This window comes from Streptomyces kurssanovii (assembly GCF_040677245.1).
In the GTDB taxonomy this organism is placed as follows: Bacteria; Actinomycetota; Actinomycetes; order Streptomycetales; family Streptomycetaceae; genus Streptomyces; species Streptomyces kurssanovii.
This window is the reverse complement of sequence record NZ_JBFAQK010000036.1, coordinates 27,925-43,814: the sequence shown is the minus strand read 5'-3', so window position 1 is coordinate 43,814 and position 15,890 is coordinate 27,925. Positions and strand designations below refer to the sequence as shown.

The following is a 15,890-nucleotide window of genomic DNA, read 5'->3' as shown; positions in this document are numbered from 1 at the left end:
GTCCTCGCAGCGACGCGGCCACCCCGCCTGCCGCCCGTCCGTCGGCCGTCCTCCGCCGGGCGGGCGCGGCACGCACGGTCACGCAACGACTCGCCATCGACGCACCATGAGGGAAAGGGCCATGCGCACGATGTCTGACGCCGAGTGGGACCCGACGTCCGCCGCCGGAGCACCCGTCACCGGTGGGCAGTCCGGGATCTGGCTCGCCCAGCAGCTCGACCCCGACAGCTCGGCCTACAACGTCTCATTCGCCCTGGACCTGCGCGGTGACGTCGACATCGACCGCCTGCGCACCGCCGTGCGGCAGGCGCTCGAGGAGGCCGAGTGCCTGCATGTGCGCATCGGTTCCGCGGAGGGCGGGCCCCGTCAGACGCTCGCACGCCGTCCCTTCGACGTGCCCGTCGTCGACCTGCGCGGCGAACCCGACCCCGAAGGCGCCGCCGCCACGTGGGCGGAGGCCGACCGCGACCGCCCGGCCGACCTTGTGAACGGGCCGCTGTTCGGCCACGCGCTGCTGCGGCTCGCCGACGACCGTGTGGTGTGGCACCAGCGCTACCACCACATCGTCGTCGACGGCGTGAGCATCGTGCTCATCTCCCGCCGGGCCGGCGAGATCTACACCGCCCACGACCAGGGACAGCTCACGGACGGCGGCACCGGCCGGGAGCTGTCCCGACTGCTGGACGGCGAACGGGCCTATCGCGGGTCGGAGCGGTACCGGGCCGACCGCGCCTACTGGCTGGACCGGCTGGCCGGCCGGCCCGAGCCCGTGCGCCTCGTGGAGCGCGCGCCTGCTCCGATGACACGCCGGGTCCGGCGCACCGTCGAACTGCCGACGGCCACGACCGCCGTGCTGCGTACCGCCGCCGCGGCCGCGGGCGTCCGCCTGTCACGCCTGCTCGTTGCGGCCGTGGCCGCCTACCTGCACCGGGTCGGCGGCGAACAGGACCTCGTCCTCGGACTGCCCGTGACCACCCGGCAGGGGGACGTCTCCGACCAGCCCCCCGGCATGGTGTCGAACCTCCTCCCGCTGCGCATCCCCGTCCACGGGGGCATGACGGCGGCCGAGCTCACCGACACGGTCGGGCGCCGGATCGCGGAGACGGTCGAGCACGGGCGCTACCGCGCGGAGGACCTGGCAAGGGATCTGGGCCTGGTCGGCGGAGTGGCGGAGCTCGTCGGCCCCACGGTCAACATCCTGCCGGGCGTGCGGGGTCTGCGGTTCGGGGACCTGGACGCCGACCTCCGCCCCGAGTGGCTCGGCCCGGTCAGCGACCTGGCCGTCACCGTCAGCCTGCCGGGGCACGGCTCGGGCCTGCGGATCCACCTCGACGCCGACGCGGCCGTGTGCGACGAGCAGACGCTGGACGACCACGGGCGACGCTTCCGCATGGTCCTCGATGCCATGGCCGAGGACATGGACCTCCCCGTCGGCCGCATCGAGCTGACCTCCGGCGCGGAACGGGCCCGGCTGCTCGGCGAGTTCGCCGTCGCGCCGCGTGAGGTACCCGAACTGACCTGGCCCGCCGCGTTCGAGCAGCAGGTGCGCCGCTCCCCGGACGCCGTCGCCCTCGTGTGCGAGGACAGGCAGCTGTCCTACGCGGAACTCGACGCCGCCGCCAACCGGCTGGCCCGACTGCTCGTCGCACGGGGCGTGGGCCACGAGGACATCGTCGCCGTGGCCGTCCCGCGCTCACCCGAACTGGTCGTCGCCCTGCTCGCGGTGATGAAGACCGGGGCGGCGTACCTGCCGCTGGACGCCGACCACCCGCAGGACCGGATCGCCTACATGCTGTCCGACGCCGGCGCGCGGACCCTCGTCACCACGCGGGCGGCCGCCGGTTACCTGCCGGCCGTGCCGGACGTCGCCCGGGTACTGCTCGACGACCCGTCCGTGGTCGCCCGGACCGCCGCCCTGGACGCCTCGGCCCTGGTCCTGCCGATCGCGCTGGACCAGGCCGCGTACGTCATCTACACGTCGGGATCGACCGGCCGCCCCAAGGGCGTGGTCGTCCCGCACGACGGCGTGGGCAGCCTGATCGCCACCGCCACGGACAGGATCGGCATCGGCCCGGACAGCCGCGTCGTGCAGTTCGCGTCCGTCGGCTTCGACGTGACGGTCTGGGACCTGATCATGTCGCTGTGCGTCGGCGGCCGGATCATCGTCGTCCCCGCCGGGCGCAGGGTCGCCGGCCCCGCCCTGACGGACTACATCCGCGAGCACCGCGCCACCCACATGATCCTCCCGCCGTCGCTCGTCTCCGCGCTGCCGCAGGACTGCGAACTGCCCGAAGGGGCGGTGCTCGTGGTCGGCACGGAGGCGGTGCCCGGCGAGCTGATCGCCCGCTGGTCCGGCCGCCTGCGGGTGGTCGTCGCCTACGGTCTGACCGAAGCGACCGTCAACTCCACGCTGTGGACCGCGGAACCGGACGCCGAGGGGCCGGCGCCCATCGGCCGCCCCGACCCCAACACCCGGGCCTACGTACTCGATTCGGCGCTGCGGCCCGTCCCCGTGGGCGTCGAGGGCGAGCTGTACGTCGGCGGGCGAGGCCTGGCCCGCGGCTATCTCGGCAGGGCGGCGCTGACGGCGGAGCGGTTCGTCGCCGACCCGTACGGCGCGCCCGGCGAGCGCATGTACCGCACCGGCGACCGCGTCCGGTGGCGGGCCGACGGCAACCTCGACTTCCTCGGCCGCGCGGACGGCCAGCTGAAGATACGCGGCCACCGCATCGAACCGGGAGAGATCGAGAGCGCGTTCATGGCCTGCCCCGGCATCGCCCAGGCCGCGGTCCTGGTGCGGAACGACCACCGGGGAGTGAAGCGCCTCGTCGCCTATCTGGTGGCCGGCGACGGCGGTACGGAAGCCGAGGCGCACGTGGGGGCGGCGCGGGCGCAGGTGTCCCAGGCGCTGCCGGAGTACATGGTGCCCTCGGCCGTCGTCCTCCTCGACGGCCCGCTGCCCCTGACGCCCAACGGGAAGCTCGACACCCGCGCGCTGCCAGAGCCGCGGTGGACGGCGATGACCGGCGACGCCGCGCCCACCACACCGGCGGAGACGGCCCTCGCCGTGCTGTTCGCCGAAGTCCTTCGCCTGCCGTCGGTCGGTGTCCACGACAGCTTCTTCGAACTCGGCGGCGACAGCATCGTCGCGATCCAGCTGGTGGGCCGCGCCCGCGCGGCGGGCTTAGGGATCAGCCCGAGGGACGTGTTCCGGCACCGTACGGTGGCGGCGCTCTCACGCGCCGCGGGCGACGGCGGGCCTCCGGACGTGGCGGGGGCGGTGCCCGCGCCGTTCTCGCTGGTCCGGCTGACCGGGGAGGAGCGGGCCGAGTTCACCGCAGCCGTTCCGGACCTGTTCGACGTCGTACCCGCCACGCCGCTGCAGGAGGGTTTCTACTTCCACGCCGCCGTCGACGAGAGCGGGGCGGACGGCTACTCCGTCCAGGACACCCTCGAACTCGCCGGTGACGTCGACGCGGACACCCTGCGGGCGGCAGCGCAGCGGCTGCTCGACCGTCATCCGCTGCTGCGCGCGGCCTTCCGCGAATGCCGTGACGGACGGATCGTGCAGCTGATCGGCGAACGCGTCGCACTGCCCTGGCGCTTCGTCGACCTGTCGGAACTCGACGCGGAGAAGCAGCCCAGGGCCGTCGACGACATCGCGGCCGCGGAGCGGGCCGAGCGATTCGACCTCGGCGCCCCGCCGCTGCTGCGCGCGGCGCTGGTCCGTCTCGGTGAGCGACGCTCGCTGCTGGTCCTGACCATGCATCACATCATCGTGGACGGCTGGTCGCTCCCGCTCCTGACGCGGGAGCTGCTGGACGGCTACCGTCCCGGCGCCGACACGGTCCCACGCCCCGAGCCGAGCGGGACCTACCGGGCGTACGCCGGGTGGCTCGCCGGCCGCGACCGTGAACAGGCGCGCGGCGCCTGGCGCGAGGCGATGGCGGGACTCGACGTACCGGCCCGGCTGCCCGTGCGCGCGGGTGGCAGCGCCCCGGGGCGGACCGGCAGCATCACCATCGAACTGTCCCCGCAGGACACGGCGGCACTCACCGCCCGCGCCCGGCAACTCGGGCTGACCCTCGGCAGCGTCGTGCAGGGCGGGTTCGGCCTGGTGCTCGGCGATGTCGTCGGCACCCACGACCTCGTCCTCGGAACGACCGTCTCGGGCAGGCAGGCCCCCGTCGAGGGGATCGAGTCCCTGATCGGCCTGCTGATCAACACCGTGCCGGCCCGACTGCGGTGGCGCCCCGAGCAGCCGCTCGCGCAGGTACTCGCGCGATTCCAGGCAGATCAGGCAGAACTGCTGGACCATCAGCACCTCGGGCTCACCGAGATCCAGCGGGCCGTCGGCCTGGGTGATCTCTTCGACGCACTCGTCGTCGTGGAGAACCTGCCGGACGCCGGCGAGCCGGCCGACCCGTCGGGGCTCGTGCGCGTCGTCGGCTCGCGCATCCGCGACTCGGTGCACTACCCGCTGGCGCTCACCGTGCATCCGGGCGAGCGGCTCCGACTGCTTCTGGAACACGACCCCGCCCGGCTCGGCACCACGGCCGCCGGACGGTTCGCCGCCCGTCTGCGGGCACTGCTCGCCCAGGTCGTCGCCGACCCCGCACTGCCGGTCGGCCGGCTTGCCACGCGGACGGCCGACGAGCGGCGCGAGACGCTCGACCGCCTCGCCGGAGAGGACCACGCGACGCCCGCCGGCACGCTGCACGAAGCTTTCGCCGAACAGGTGCGCCGTACCCCGGACGCCACCGCCCTGATCCATGACGGCGGGCGGACGACCTACGCCGAACTGGACGCGTGGGCCGACGTGTTGGCGGGCAGGCTCGTCGCGCACGGCGTGGGGCCCGAGACCGTCGTGGCCGTGGCCGTGCCCCGCTCGGCCGAGGCGCTGGTCGCCCTCCTCGGCGTCCTCAAGGCGGGTGCGGCCTACCTGCCGGTCGACGTGGACCACCCGGCCGACCGCGTCCGGTACATGCTCTCCGACTCGGGGGCCGGAGCGGTCGTCGTCACCGAGGAGTCATGGGCACGGCTGCCGGAGCAGGACGGCATCACCCCGGTCTTCCTCGGCCGGCACGGCGCGGCCGGCCATGACGGCGAGCACTCCCTCCCTGCCGACGCCCTCCCCGCCGACGTCCGACCGGGCAGCGCCGCGTACGTGATGTACACCTCCGGCTCGACCGGCCGGCCCAAGGGCGTGGTGGTGACCCACCAAGCCGTCGTCGCCCAACTGTCCTGGGCGATCGGCCGGTTCGGCTTCGGGCCGGGCGAGCGCGTACTGCACCAGTACTCGACCGGCTTCGACCCCTCGGTGCAGGAGATCTTCGCCCCGCTGCTGACCGGCGGGACGGTCGTGATCGCCAGGGCGGACGGGCATCGCGACCCGGCGTATCTCACGGAGCTCATCCGCCGCGAACAGGTCACCAACCTCGACCTCGTGCCGTCGCTGTACTCCGCGCTGCTGGCCGAGGACGCCCCGGGGGAGCCGTGGTGGACCGGCCTGCGCAGGGCGTTCAGCGGCGGCGAGGCGCTGCCGGCTCCGCTCGCCAGGCGCTGGCTGGAGCGCACCGGTGTGCCGCTGTTCAACGTCTACGGGCCGACCGAGGCCGTCATCCAGGTCACCAGCCGGGAAGCGGGCGCCGAGTCGGACGGAGAGGGCACCGTGCCCATCGGGCGGCCGGTGTGGAACACCAGGCTCTACGTCCTCGACCGGTACCTCCGCCCCGTTGGCGAGGGCGAGCCCGGGGAGCTCTACATCGCGGGCGCGCAGCTGGCCCGCGGCTACCACGGCCGCGCCGCGCTCACCGCGGAGCGTTTCGTCGCGGATCCGTTCTGCGGCCCCGCCGGGTACCTCTCCGACGGCGGACAGGGCGGCCGGATGTACCGCACGGGAGACATCGTCCAGTTCCGTGGCGACGGCGTGCTCACCTATCTGGGGCGCACCGACCACCAGGTCAAGATCAGGGGAAACCGGGTGGAACTCGGCGAGATCGAAGCACGGTTGCGTGAAGTACCGGCGGTCGGCGACGTGGCCGTCGTGGCCCGGGACGACGACCGGGGGGTGAAGCACCTGGTGGCCTACGTGACCCCCGCCGCCGGGGCGATCCTCGACATCGAGGCCGTACGCGGCTCGCTCGGCGCCTCCCTTCCGGCGCCCATGGTGCCGAGCCGCTTCGTGGAGCTGGACGCACTGCCACTCACCCCGGGCGGAAAGGTCGACCACGCGGCCTTGCCGGTCCCCGGGATCCGGCAGCACAAGGGACCGACGGTCCGGGAGGGACACGAGGGGCAGCTCCGCGCGATCTTCGCCGCCGTGCTCGGGCTCGACGAGGTCGACGCGGACGAGGACTTCTTCATGCTCGGCGGGGACAGCATCCTGTCCATGTCGGTGTCCGGCCGTGCCCGCAGGGCCGGACTGGCGGTCAGCCCCAAGGACGTCTTCGAGCACCGCACGCCGGCCGCGCTGGCGGCTCGGCTCACCGGAGCCACCGAGGACGCGGCGGTCGACGCGGGCACCGCCGGTTCCCCGACGACGGTCGCCGACGGCGTCGGCGACGTCCCGCTGCTGCCGATCGTCCACCAGCTCCGCGAGGACGGCGGGCCGATCGGCCGCTTCAACCTCTCGATGCTGCTCCAGGCACCCGCCGAAGCCGACGCCGACAGGCTGACACGGGTCCTGCAGTCGATCCTCGACCACCACGACGGGCTGCGGCTCACGCTCTCCCGGATGGACCTCGGTCCGGCGATCCCCGCGCTGTGGTCGGCGCGGACACTCGACGTGGGCGCGGTCGACGCCGCCGCGCTGCTGAGGAGGGTCGACGTACGGGGCCTGGACGACGCCGGGCTCCGCACCGTGATCGCCGCCGAGTCCGACAGCGCCGCGTCCCGTCTGGACCCCGACGCCGGCGTCATGCTCCAGGCCGTCTGGTTCGACACGGGCGGCGACCGGCCGGGCCGGCTGCTCCTCGTCGTCCACCACCTGACCGTCGACGGCGTCTCCTGGCGGGTGCTCCTGGACGATCTCGCCGCCGCGTGGGAGGCCGTCTCGGAGGGCGAGCGGCCCGTCCTGGAACCGGTCCCCACGTCGCTGCGCGGCTTCGCCCGGAACATCGCCGAGCAGGCCACCTCCCCCCGGCGGCAGGCCGAACTGCCCTACTGGGCGAAGGTTCTGGCACCCGGCGCCGAGCTGGTCCCCGGCGCAGGCCGGACCGGCACCGCCGGATCCGCGCGCGAACACGTCGAGTCCCTGTCCGTCGAGGAGACCCGGGCGCTGCTCACGGCGGTGCCCGCCGCTGCCGGCGCGGACGTCACCGAGGTGCTGCTCGCCGCGCTGCGCATCGCCGTGTCCCGCCGGCGCGGTGACCCGGACGGCGACCTGCTGGTGGATCTCGAACGTCACGGACGGGACGCTTCCGAGCTGGACCTGTCGCGCACCGTCGGCTGGTTCACCGGCCTGCATCCCGTACGCCTGGCCGCCGCCGGTGACGCCCTCGGCACCCTGGAGCGGGTCAAGGAGTCCGTGCGTTCGGCACCGGACTCCGGCGCGGGATACGGCATGCTGCGTCACCTCAACCCGCAGCTCGCGCCCGCCTTCGCCCGACTGTCCCAGGCGCAGGTGCTGTTCAACTACTTCGGCCGGATGCCTGCTGAGCAGGCCCGCGACTGGGCACCCGCCGTCGAGAGCGACGCCCTGTCCGTGGAACCGGACCCGGGCCTCGCCATGCCCTACCCGCTCCAGGTCAACGCCGTCTGCGCGGACACGCCCCTCGGCCCCGAACTGCGCGCCACGTGGACCTGGCCCGAGGGCGGCGCGCTCACCGAGCAGGACGTGCGGGCACTCGGCCGCGCGTGGGCGGAGGCGCTGCGCGAACTCATCGCCAGGACCTCGCAGGACACCGGCGCCTCCCTCGCACCCGCCGACGCGCCACTGGTCCGGCTGACCCCGTCCGAGACAGAACGGGTCACAAGCGTCAGCCCGTTCCCCGTCGCCGACATCTGGCCGCTCTCACCGCTTCAGGAAGGCATCTACTTCCACGCCAGCTACGACTCCTCCGCGGTGGACGTCTACACCGCCCAGGACACGTTCGACTTCGACCACCGTCTCGACATCGACCGGCTGCGCGCGGCGTGCGCGACGCTGCTGCGCAGGCATCCCAGCCTGTGCGCGGGCATCACCAGCGACGGGCTGCCCGGACCGGTGCAGTTCGTCTGCCCCGCGGCCGAACTCCCGGTGCCGGTCACGGAGGTGGACCTCACCCATCTGGAAGAGCGCGAGCGGCGGACACGGCTCACCGAGATCGCCGACGCCGGCCGGCTGCGGCGGTTCGACCTCGCGGCCCCACCGCTGTTCCGGCTCGAACTGATCCGGCTGACCGCGACGACCGACCGCCTGATGCTCAGCCACCACCTGGTGGCCTGGGACGGCTGGTCGCAGTCGCTCTTCCTCGACGAACTCCTCTCCCTGTACGAGACGGGCGGCGACGACGCCGCCCTGCCGGAGCCCGGCAGCTACCGCGACCACCTGGCCCGGCTCGCCGAGCGGGACGTCGACGCGGCCCGCGACACCTGGCGCCGCGCCCTGGCCGGACTCGAGGAACCGACCCTCGTCGCACGGGACCGCGGAGAACGGCCGGTGATCCCACGACGGCGCACCCTCGATCTGCCGCCCATGCTCAGCGACCGTCTGCGGACGGCCGCCCGTGAGCACGGACTGACGATCAACGCGGTGCTGTCCACCGCGTGGGCGCTCGTGCTGTCCGCGACCGTGGGCCGCCACGACGTGGTCTTCGGCACCACCGTCGCCGGCCGGCCCGCTGACGTGCCCGGCGTGGAGTCGACGATCGGCATGTTCCTCAACACCGTGCCCGTGCGGATCAGGCTCGCGCCCGACGAGCCGGTCGCAGGCCTGCTGCGCCGTGTGCAGGCCGAGCGTGCCGCCGTGATGGACCACGAATACCTGGGGCTGGCCGAGCTCCAGCGCGAAAGCGGCCGGGGCGTCCTCTTCGACACCCTGTACGTACTGCAGAACTTCGCCGACGAGAACGCCTTCCGGCAGCTCAGGGAACGGCACGGCATCACCGCCGTGGAAAGCGTGGACGCCACCCACTACCCCATGACCCTCGTCGTCGACCCGGCCCGGGCCGTACGCGTGAAGCTGGAGTACCGCCCCGACCTGGTCGACGACGAGCAGGCCGCGGCCGCGCTGGAACGCTTCGGCACCCTGGTGGAGCGGCTCGTCGGCGACATGTCCGCCTGCGTCGGCACCCTCGACCTGCTTCTCCCCGACGAGCGGGCCGCCCTGCTCGCCGAGTGGGAGACCGGCTTCGGGCCGGTGCCGGACGAGACCGTCGCCGACATGCTCGCGGCGCAGGTCACCCGCACCCCCGACGCGGTGGCGCTGGTGTTCGGCGAGCGCGCACTCACCTACCTCGAGCTGGACACGCAGATCAACCGGGTCGCCCGGCTGCTGATCGCCCGCGGCGCGGGACCGGAGAAGGTCGTCGCGCTCGCGCTGCCCCGGTCGATCGAGACGGTCGTGGCCCTGTTCGCGGTGCTCCGCACCGGCGCCGCCTATCTGCCGCTCGACCTCGACCACCCGGCCGACCGGCTGCGCCTCATGGTCGAGGACACCGGGCCCCTGTGCCTGCTGTCCACGACGGCGGTCGCGCCCACCCTCCGGGGACCCTCCGGCCCCGTCGCCCCGGAACTCCCGTTGGACGACCCGGCCGTCACCGCCGAGCTCGCGGGACTCCCGGAGGGACCGGTCACCGACGCCGAGCGGCCCGCGTTCGCGCACGGTGTGCCCGGCAGGCTGGAGCACCCCGCGTACGTCATCTACACCTCCGGTTCGACAGGCCGCCCCAAGGGCGTCGTCACGCCGTACCGAGGCCTGACGAACATGCAGCTCAACCACCAGAAGGAGATCTTCGACCCGGCGATCGCCTCCGCAGGCGGACGCCGCCTGCGCATCGCGCACACCGTCTCCTTCGCCTTCGACATGTCCTGGGAGGAGCTGCTCTGGCTCGTCGAGGGGCACGAGGTCCATGTCTGCGACGAGGACCTGCGCCGCGACGCGGAAGCCCTGGTGGCCTACTGCGACCGGCACCGGATCGACGTGGTCAACGTGACCCCCACCTACGCGCAACTGCTGATCGAGGAGGGCCTGCTCGACCGGGACGGGCCCGCGCGGGACACGACGGACGAGGCCGCCGGGGGCACCCTGGCCGCGACGTCCCGCGAGCACGGCGGCAGGCACCGGCCCGCACTCGTCCTGCTCGGCGGAGAGGCCGTGTCCGACACCGTGTGGACCCGGCTGCGCCGCACCGAGGACACCTACGGCTACAACCTCTACGGGCCCACCGAGTACACGATCAACACGCTCGGCGGATCCACCTCCGACAGCCCCACCCCCACGGTCGGCGTCCCCATCCGCAACACCCGGGCCCACGTGCTCGACGGGATGCTGCGCCCGGTCCCGCCCGGCTGCCCCGGGGAGCTGTACATCGCGGGCACAGGCCTCGCCCGGGGCTACCACGACCGGCCCGGCCTGACGGCGGAGCGGTTCGTCGCCGATCCGTTCGGCGACCCGGGGGAGAGGATGTACCGCACGGGCGACCTCGTCAGGCAACGACCGGACGGGCTCCTCGACTTCCTCGGCCGTACCGACGACCAGGTCAAGATCCGCGGCCACCGGATCGAACTCGGCGAGATCTCCGCGGCCCTGACCGCCCACCCGCACGTCGCCCACGCCGCCGTCGTCGTCGTGGCCGACAGCGCCGGCGCGAAGCGCCTGGCCGGCTACGTCGTGCTCGAGAGCGGCGCCGAGGAGGGGGCGGTGATGGTACACAGCCTGCGCGACCACCTGCGCGCCGCCCTGCCCGACTACATGGTCCCGGCGGCGCTGGTGGCGGTGGACACGCTGCCGCTGACCGTCAACGGAAAACTCGACGTCAAGGCCCTGCCCGCCCCCGACGTCACCGGACCGGGCTCGGTCCGGCCGCCCCGGTCGCCGCAGGAACGGACCCTCTGCGCGCTCTTCGCCGAAGTGCTCGGCCTCGCCGAGGGCAGCGTCGGGACCGACAGCAACTTCTTCGACCTGGGCGGTCATTCGCTGCTGGCCACCAGGCTGATCAGCCGCGCGCGCACCGCGCTCTCCGCGGAGCTGGCGATCCGGGACCTCTTCGAGGCGCCGACCGTCGCCGAACTCGTGGAGCGGGCGACCCGCCCGGCCGCCTCCGCCCGCCCGGCCCTCACCGCCGGCGCGCGGCCCGCCGAACTGCCGCTGTCCCACGCCCAGCAGCGACTGTGGGTCGTCCAGCAGATCGAGTGCACCTCCGCCGCGTACAACTTCCCGCTGGTGATGCGGATGCGCGGCACGCTCGACGTGCCCGCGTGGCGGGCCGCGCTGGCCGACGTGGCCGCACGGCACGAAGCGCTGCGGACCGTCTTCTCCGAGCGGGACGGCCAGGTCTTCCAGCGGGTGCTGCCCGTCGAGCGGGCGCACCCGGTGGTGGAGTGCCTGCGCGCCGACGAGGCAGAGGTTCCCGGCATCGTCGACGCCGCCGTCAACCGGCCGTTCGACCTCGCCGCCGAACTGCCGCTGCGGGCAACGGTCGTGGAAGTGACCCCCGAGGACCACGTCGTCGTCCTGCTGCTGCACCACATCACCACGGACGAGTGGTCCGACCGGCCCTTCCTGCGCGACCTGGCCACCGCCTACGCCGCCCGCACACGCGGCACCGCGCCCGAATGGGAGCCGCTGCCCGTGCAGTACGCCGACTACGCGCTGTGGCAGCAGCGCCTCCTCGGCGACCCGGCCGACGCCCGGAGCGTGATCGCACGGCAACTGGAGTTCTGGCGTGCGGCGCTGGAGGGCGCCCCCGAGGAGATCGAGCTGCCGGCCGACCGTCCCCGGCCCGCCCGGCCCGCCTTCACCGGCGCGGAACTGGACATCGCGTTCGACGCGGAGGTCCACCAAGGACTGAAGCGGCTGGCCAGGGAAAACGGCGCCAGCATGTTCATGGTCGTGCACGCCGCCGTCGCCGCCCTGCTCCACCGTATGGGCGCCGGCACCGACATCCCCCTCGGCTCGCCCATCGCGGGGCGCGGCGACGAGGCACTCGACGACCTGGTCGGCTTCTTCGTCAACACACTGGTACTGCGGACGGACGTGAGCGGTGACCCCGGGTTCACGGAGCTGCTGGCCAGGGTCCGCGCCACCGACCTGGCCGCTTTCTCCCACGCGGACGTGCCGTTCGAGGCCGTCGTCGAGCGGCTGAACCCGGCCCGCTCGCCCGCCCGCAATCCGCTGTTCCAGGTGATGGTCGGCTACCACAACCGGACCGACGGCGAACTCCGGCTGCCCGGACTGCGGGTGGCGGACGTGCCGTTCCGGATCAGGTCCGCCAAGTTCGACCTGGTCTTCAGCTTCACCGAGCAGACCGCGGCAGACGGCGAGGAGGGCACGCTCGGCTGCCGCCTGGAGTACGCCACCGAACTGTTCGACCAGGAGAGCGCCGAGCAGCTCGCCGAGTGTCTGCGGCGGCTGGTCGCGGCAGTGGCCGCCGCGCCGGAACAGCCCGTCTCCCGCGCGGAGATCCTCGCCGCCGGCGAGCGGGAGACGGTCCTCGACCGCTTCAACGCCACCGGCCGTGAGGTCGAAGAGGCCTCGCTGCCCGCCCTGTTCGCCCGGCAGGTCGCCGAACGGCCCGACACGGTGGCCGTCGTGGAACGCTCCGAGTCGCTCACCTACGCACAGCTGGACGCCCGCGCCGACCGGATCGCACACCTGCTGGCCGCGAGGGGAGTGGGCGCCGAGAGCGTGGTCGGCGTGGCCGTGCCCCGCTCGATCGACATGGTCGCCACGGTGCTCGCCGTCCTCAGACTGGGCGCCGCCTTCCTGCCGCTGGACCTGGTCCACCCGGCCGACCGGCTCGCCTACATGATCGAGGACTCCGGGGCCACCGTCGTCGTCGGCACCGAGCCGGTGGCCGGGAAGATCCCCGAGGTGGCGGGTGTCCCCGTGGTGCTCCTCGACGCGCCGGACATCACGGCCGCACTCGGCCGGGTCCCGGGCTCCGCCGTGAACGGCCTGCCGGTGAGTCTCGACCAGGCCGCCTACGTGATCTACACGTCCGGTTCGACAGGCCGGCCCAAGGGCGTGGTCGTCCCGCACGAGGGCATCTCCAGCCTGGTCGCGACCGCGGTCGACCGGATGGGGCTGGAACGGGACAGCAGCGTCCTCCAGTTCGCCTCGATCGGCTTCGACGTCTTCGTGTTCGAACTGTCGATGGCGCTGTGCCACGGCGGACGGCTCGTGCTCATGCCCGACGAGGCACGGGTCGCCGGGCCGGCGCTCACCGATTTCCTGGCGGAGCAGCGGATCACCCACATGATCCTTCCGCCGTCCCTGGTGTCGGCGCTGCCCGCCGGCTGCGAACTGCCGGAAGGGTCCACGGTCCTCGTCGGGACGGAGACCGTGCCGCCGGACCTCTTCGAGCGCTTCGGCGCCACCGCCGACCTCATCGCGGCCTACGGACTGACGGAGGCCACGGTGAACTCCACGCTCTGGCCCGCCCGGCAGGCCGGGGGACGGCCCACCGGACGGGTACCGATCGGCAGGCCCGACCCGAACACCGTCTGCTACGTCCTGGACGCCCGCCTGTGCCCGGTCCCGCCGGGAGTGGCCGGCGAACTGTACGTGGCCGGGAGGGGCCTGGCCCGCGGCTATCTCGGCAAGTCCGCGCTGACCGCGGAGCGGTTCGTCGCCGACCCGTTCGGCCCGCCCGGCAGCCGGATGTACCGCACCGGGGACCGCGCCCGCTGGCGCAGGGACGGCAACCTCGACTTCCTCGGCCGGGTCGACACCCAGGTGAAGATCCGCGGCTTCCGCATCGAACTGGGCGAGATCGAGGCCGCGCTCGCCGGTCATCCGGCGGTCGCCCAGGCCGCCGTGGTGGCCGACCGCGAGGGCGACATCGTGCGCCTGGTCGGCTACGTCGTCCCGGAGAACGTCCCGGACACCGGACCGGGCCCTCGCCCCGGACCGGGATCCGACACCGGACCGGGATCCGACACCGGACCCGGTCCCGAGCGCGGCCCGGACGGCCTCCCCGGCCCCGGGAGCCGTCTCGATACTCGACCCGGAGTCCTCGACCCGCAGGCGCTGCGTGCGCATGTCGCCGCGCTGCTGCCCGAGTACATGGTGCCCGCCCTCGTCGTACCCCTGGACGGTCCGCTGCCGCTGACCCCCAACGGCAAGCTGGACCGCAAGGCGCTGCCCGTACCCGACTGGTCGGGGATGACCGGTGACGCCCGGCCGGTCACCCCGACGCAGGTCCGGCTGGCGGAACTGTTCGGAGAGATCCTGAAGCTGGAGGACGTGGGCGTCCACGACAGCTTCTTCGCACTGGGCGGTCATTCGATGGCCTCCATGCGGCTCGTCGGCCGGATCCGCGCCGAGTTCGGCGTCGAACTGAGCATCCGTGACGTGTTCGACGCGCTGACCGTCGTCGGTATAGCGGACAAGATCGAGGGCGCGGCGGCAGCCCGCCCGCCGCTGCGGCCGGTCGGGCACCGCGCGGACGGCGCCCCCGCGCCCGTCGCTCCCGTACAGCGCTCGCAGTGGTCGTCGTACCGACGGCACGCTGCCTTCGACCACGCCCTCGTTCTGCGCTCGCCCGGCGGGCTGGACACCGAGGCGCTGGACGCGGCGCTGGCGGATGTGGTGGCACGCCACGAAACGCTGCGCACCGTCTTCACCGAGCGGGACGGGGCCGTGCTCCAGCAGGCCGGCCCGCCGCCGCGGCTGGGGACCGAGCAGTGCGCCGATCTCGACGCCCGGCTCTCCGAGCTCGCCGCCGAGGCACCCGACCTGACGCGGGAGTCCCCGCTGAGGGCCAGGCTGCTCACCGGTGCGGACGGGACGCAGGCGCTGCTGCTGACCATGCACTACCTGGCCGCGGACGAATGGTCGGTCGTCCCGCTGTTCCGCGACCTCACCACCGCGTACGCGGCCCGGACGGCGGGCGCCGAGCCCGGGTGGCGGCCCCTCCCGGTGACGTACGGCGACTACACCCACTGGGCGCACGAGACGCTCGGCGAACTCACCGACCCGGACAGTCCGGGCGGGAGTCAACTCGCCTACTGGCGGCAGGCGCTGAGGGACGTGCCCCGTTTCCTGGAGCTGCCGGCCGACAGGCCGCGCACCGAGGCGGCGGACCGGTCCGTCCACGCCTGCGACCACGTCGGATTCGTCCTCGACGAACGGCTCCACGCCGACGTGGACCGGCTCGCCCGGGCCACCGGCACCAGCATGTTCATGGTGCTGCACTCGGCACTGGCGGCCCTGCTCACCGCCCATGGCGCCGGCACGGACCTGCCGATCGGCACCATGGTCGCCGGCCGTGGCGACGACCGGCTGGCCGATCTGGTCGGCTGCTTCTTCAACACCGTGGTGCTGCGCACCGACACCGCCGGTGACCCGGCCTTCACCGAGCTGCTCACCCGGGTGCGGGAGACGACGCTCGGCGCGCTGGACCGGGGGGACGTGCCCTTCGACGAGGTGGCGCGTGCGACCGGCCTGCCGCCCGGGGGACCGCAGGTCATGGTGATCCACCACGAGCAGGCGGACCTGGCGGAGCTGGAGGGCGGCATGGGCTCCTTCCACGCCGTGCCGACCGGCTCGGCCAGGGCGGAGCTGACCCTCAGCTTCTACGAGCCGCGCGGCGACGGACCGGTGCACTGCGAGCTGGTCCACGCCACCGGACTGCTCGGGCGGGCCAAGGCACGGCGGCTCGCGGACGAACTGCGCACGCTGCTGCGGAACGTGGCGGCCGACCCGGAACAGCCGCTCTCGGAACTGTTCACCGTGAACCCATGAG

1 protein-coding gene is annotated in these 15,890 nt (G+C 73.6%); it reads left to right on the top strand.

Annotated features, from left to right (window positions below; translation table 11 throughout):
- The first annotated feature begins 130 nt into the window (after positions 1 to 130).
- Positions 131 to 15,889, top strand: coding sequence for a non-ribosomal peptide synthetase (locus AB0K36_RS23195; protein ID WP_435877920.1), 15,759 nt, complete (start codon positions 131 to 133; stop codon positions 15,887 to 15,889).
- Position 15,890 lies beyond the last annotated feature (1 nt).